Here is a 4,732-nt window from a genome sequence, read left to right on the forward strand (position 1 = left end):
CAATGGATACACTTCATAAGCTTGTACTCTATGCTGCACAAATATCCTAGCACTCACGCCTTAAGAGAACAGTGCCGGCCATTTTTACCCAACGGTTAAGGAGTGACAACTTTCCACATGAGGGGAGTTCAAAGTCGGAGGGTGAGGGGGGAGCAAGCTCAGCTTTTCTGTACACGAGCGCACTGGGTGATGCAAAGGTTTTGTACTATTTTACCTGTTTATCTTGCACACTTTTCTCGCTCGCGCGATCACATAACCAGGCTGTGTAACCTTTCTGCACTTATCCAGCAAGCCCTATCTAGTAGTATCGTAATTTGGGGAATATCCAGAGGTTTAGACTTGAAATAATCCATGTTTAAACTCAACATTTCAATCAAACCAGCATCGTCTGATACGTTGGCTTTCGTGCAATGAGTAAAGAAGGGAAACCCAAGCGTATCAACGGCTAAGTGTCTTTTAATACCATTTGTAGATTTGTAGAAACAAAATCCTTTTGATTCAATACTAGCATTACAAGTGTTTTTAACTGAAGAGTGAGTCTACGAGCATCAACGTAGTCCATTTGCCTTTTTTTTGACCTGTTCGCGTACTTGGCAATGTAATACTCTCATCAGCTCTTCTATTACTCCCTGTGTTCGCCACTGCAAGTAAAGCCAATATATCGTCGAGTAAGGTGGCAAGTCACGCAGGTAAGTCTTGCCAATTGCAGCCATTCTTGAGTTGATAGAAGATGCCATCTAAGATTTCTCTTTTTGTCCAGTTGGATGGTCTAGTTCGCTTTTTTCTAGGTAGTATATTCTGTAGTATGGGTTGAATTATTTTCCATTCTGAATCCGTTAAGCTGCTAGAATAAGGCATGGCTCTTCGATAGTGCTTTTGCGGTCACGCTACCACAAGACCGTAAAAGATGTCAAACGGGTTCTATAAGAATTACGCAAGTGACTCATTTCTATTGACTTGTAGGGTGTTCTACTACTTTCGTTATAGGGCGACGATCGAAAGTTTGGGATAGTAGAGCACCTTACTACTTGTTAAACTTCCGTAAGTCCTAAAGTAATGATAATAACTAGAGGAGTGTGGGAGTTCTGGCGTTGCTGAGCGAAGGTTTTCTTGGCTACCGATCTGGATTTAGGGGAAGCCGCGGGGGTGTCGGATCGGACAATTTTTGCCACAGAACCTGCTCAATAGCTGTACCCTCCTAACGCCCGATTTCAACATCTTCAAGGATACCGAGGGCGTCGGGAACAAGGACAGCAACGGAATAGTAGGCGCTGACCAGGTAAGAAATAATAGCCTTTTCCTCGATGCCCATAAATCGGACAGACAGGCCAGGTTGGTACTCGTCGGGGATACCAGTTTGGTGCAAACCGATCGCGCCCTGGTCTTCCTCACCAGTCCGCAACACCAAGATAGAACTGGTCTGGTTCTTGGTAATTGGGATCTTGTTACAGGGAAGAATGGGTGTATTGCGCCAAGTGATTACCTTGCTCCCATCCATGTCAATGCTGTCTGGGTAGATGCCTCGGCGGTTGCACTCCCGACTGAAGGCGGCAATAGTGCGGGGATGAGCCAGGAAGAACTTGGATTTCCTCCGACGAGTAATCAATTCATCAAGATCGTCGGGGGTGGGAGGACCGCTGCGAGTGTAGATACGCTGTTTCAGGTCAGCATTGTGCAGCAACCCGAATTCCCGGTTGTTGATCAAATCGTGTTCTTGACGTTCCCGCAATGCCTCCACGGTCAGCCGCAGTTGTTGTTCCGTCTGATTCATCGGTTCGTTGTACAGATCCGCGACGCGAGTATTCACCCGCAACACAGTTTGGGCAACGCTCAATTGATATTCGCGGGGTGAGAGTTCGTAATCAACGAAAGTCCCTGGCAACGGGGTTTCCGCAAGATGACCGGCAGACAATGCGATCGAAGCTTCGCCCTGCTTGTTTTGCGGTTGTTGGGCACGAGTCCTAAACTGTTCAACCTGAGCCTGCAACGCGCCCGACTGGTTGAGCAGTTCCCGAAACGCCTGTTGTGGTAGCGCCAATACCGTGCATCGGGTGACAGCCTTGATTGTAAACTTCCAAGTGCTTTCTGACTCCACCAACACCTGATCGCCGAAAGGGTCGCCATCTGCCAGCATATCCAGCAAAGGCTCCTCGCCATACTTGCCAACAGCCACCTTGTTGACCTTGCCATGAGCGATCGAGAAAAGCCGATCGGCTGCCTGACCTGACTGCACAATGATGTCACCAGGTGGGAACTCCCGCTGCACAAACTGGTTTGCCAACGCAGTCAACACATCAATGTTGTCAAACTCTCGCAGCAATGGCAACTCAGTAAGTTCGTGGGGAATCACCTGCACCGTCGCTCCAGTGTTGGTGAAAGTGACGCGCCCATCACCTACGGTATAACTCAACCGACGGTTGACTCGAAACACGCCACCCTTCGTCTGCACCCACAGCAATAGCTTCAACAACCACCGGGAGGTGATCTCCTGCATCTGCGGTGCAGATTTGGTGTAAGGTGTGGCGGTTGGCGAGCATTCTCGCCACCCTATCCAGGTTTGATATTTGGTTGGTGTGCGGACTGTACTGTACGCTATTTCATATCGACTGTAGCGATCGAGTCAATAAAACTTAATAAAATATGTTGGTGAGCAATCCCAACAGGTCGCACATCTCCTGACTGCTCAGAAAAGCATTTGCCTGCCCGAATATCAGACGGCGCCAACAACTTCATATCCCAACCCTCAAGCAAAACTAAATCCTTGACATCCGCACTAAGTTGCCCGTGAAAAACGTAGCGAATAACATCTTTTTCCACATCGCAACAGAAAAAAGAAACATTTGGAGGAGCATAACTAATTTCTTCTTTCAATTCCCGCAAAACGGCTATTTCCGGCGTTTCTCCAGGTTCCAAGTGTCCGCCAAACAACGCCCAATGTCCGGGATACCTGATGTTAGGAACATCGTCCCGCAACTGACAGAGGAACTTGCCGTCTCGGTACAAAATCGCGATCGCAACGTGAATTTTATTCATTAATTAGAAGGAAGGAATAAGGAATAAGGGAGGAAGGAATAAGGGAAGAAGGAAGAACGAAGAAGGATAAGGGAGGAAGAAAGCAGCAGAAGAAGGAGCAATTAATAAATAACAAATAACAAACAACCAATTACCTTCTGCCTATTTCCCCTTTTCTGAACTGGGAGTGCGCTTTAACTGTTCTATTTCATCAACATAAACCTCACCTAAATCCTTACCAGCCAATTCCTTCAGCGTAATACTTTTATACCGGACTTCGCCTTTAAGCAACACTTCATCACCAAGTTGTGGCAAATCTTGCTTGGTTAAAATCCAAATACTGCCAGTACCATCCTCAAGTTGATAAGCCGCATTCCCGACAAACGGAGCGCGATTTTCCACCTTTCCCCGGAGATAAACTTCAGCATCGACTTGCCGCTTTTGTTGAACGTCGCCAATGCTAGCCACATTAAAGCCAAGATTAAGTTGAGACAGAGGTAAATTGCCACAACTGAACAAAGCGCTGGCGAATATGAGCGATAAAGAGCCGATGCAGCTTTTTTTTACCCAAACTTGCTTAATTAAAGTAGTCATTTAGTCAAATGATTGAAGATTGGAGATACGACTTACTGTAACAGAATTGGAAAAATCGATCGCAACTCAGAACAGACTGCTGCACAATCTAGGTGAGCGGTTAAGCTAAAATCTAAAATCGTCAGCCGTTTCTTACCCCTAACCCACAGTCTACAATGGAAGCCAAAACTGCTCGCATATTAGATGGTAAAGCTTTAGCCCAAAAGATTCAAAGCGAGCTGAGCAATCGAGTCCGCGCCCTACAACCCCAAAAGAGGCGTCCTCCGGGACTTGCGGTGCTGATGGTGGGCGACAACCCAGCTAGCGCAGCCTATGTTCGCAATAAAGAGCGAGCCTGCGCTAAAGTTGGCATTGCTTCCTTCGGCCAGCATTACCCCGAAAACGTTACTCAAGCCGAACTAGAACTTGCAATTCATGCACTAAACGAGGACGATCGAGTAGATGGCATTTTAGTTCAATTACCGCTACCAGAGCACTTAGATGCAATTGCCCTGCTGTACCAAATTGCCCCCGATAAAGATGCTGACGGACTTCACCCTGTAAATTTAGGCCGTCTCGTGCGCGGGGAGGAAGGTTTGCGGAGTTGTACTCCCGCCGGAGTGATGCGGTTATTGCAGGAATACCAGATTGATTTGAAAGGAAAAAACGCCGTTGTTTTGGGCCGCAGTATTTTGGTGGGTAAACCGATGGCGCTAATGCTGTTAGAAGCAGATTGCACTGTGACAGTAGCTCATTCTCGATCGCAAAACCTAGAATCGATTACCAATCAAGCCGATATTCTAATAGCCGCAGTCGGCCGCACAGAAATGATTGCAGCTAATATGGTCAAACCTGGATCAGTAGTAATTGATGTCGGTATTAACCGCGTCGTCAATCCAGACGGTACGAGCCGTTTGGCCGGAGATGTGGATTTTGATGCTGTTAAAACAGTAGCCGAATTTATCACGCCGGTACCGGGAGGAATCGGGCCGATGACTGTTGCTATGCTTTTGGAAAATACCGTTTCGAGTTATATAGAATACGGTTCTAATTGAATTATGACCAACTTGTGATACCAATTCACTATGAAGGTACACTAAAATCTAGGGTAAAAGTAGAGGAAATCCAATATGGCGAACAAACTTCA

General features: G+C 46.8%; 5 protein-coding genes. 1 reads left to right on the forward strand and 4 read right to left on the reverse strand.

Annotated elements, in window-relative coordinates; translation table 11 throughout:
* Positions 1-681: 681 nt before the first annotated feature.
* The 4 genes from QUA13_RS32970 to QUA13_RS31635 all read right to left on the reverse strand — a co-directional run bounded on the left by QUA13_RS32970 (position 682) and on the right by QUA13_RS31635 (position 3,606).
* Positions 682-858 carry a transposase gene (locus QUA13_RS32970; protein ID WP_445242770.1) on the reverse strand — a complete coding sequence of 59 codons (177 nt, stop codon included), beginning with the start codon at positions 856-858 and terminating at the stop codon, positions 682-684.
* A 340-nt stretch (positions 859-1,198) separates the two neighbouring features.
* A complete protein-coding gene (locus tag QUA13_RS31625) occupies positions 1,199-2,596 on the reverse strand; it encodes a family 2B encapsulin nanocompartment shell protein (RefSeq protein WP_333204932.1) in 1,398 nt (465 codons plus the stop codon).
* Positions 2,593-3,033: an NUDIX hydrolase gene (locus tag QUA13_RS31630; protein ID WP_333204925.1), complete on the reverse strand. Its 441-nt coding sequence runs from the start codon at positions 3,031-3,033 to the stop codon at positions 2,593-2,595. The genes QUA13_RS31625 and QUA13_RS31630 overlap by 4 nt, the downstream gene beginning before the upstream one ends.
* 141 nt (positions 3,034-3,174) lie before the next feature.
* Positions 3,175-3,606 carry a DNA-binding protein gene (locus tag QUA13_RS31635; RefSeq protein WP_333204927.1) on the reverse strand — a complete coding sequence of 144 codons (432 nt, stop codon included), beginning with the start codon at positions 3,604-3,606 and terminating at the stop codon, positions 3,175-3,177.
* 155 nt (positions 3,607-3,761) lie between these two features.
* On the opposite strand from QUA13_RS31635, the gene folD reads away from it, so the two are divergent.
* Complete coding sequence (gene folD / locus QUA13_RS31640) at positions 3,762-4,640, forward strand: bifunctional methylenetetrahydrofolate dehydrogenase/methenyltetrahydrofolate cyclohydrolase FolD (RefSeq protein WP_333204929.1); 879 nt, start codon at positions 3,762-3,764, stop codon at positions 4,638-4,640.
* Positions 4,641-4,732 lie beyond the last annotated feature (92 nt).

The sequence above is a fragment of the Microcoleus sp. S28C3 genome (assembly GCF_036700785.1).
Lineage (GTDB): Bacteria > Cyanobacteriota > Cyanobacteriia > Cyanobacteriales > Microcoleaceae > Microcoleus > Microcoleus asticus.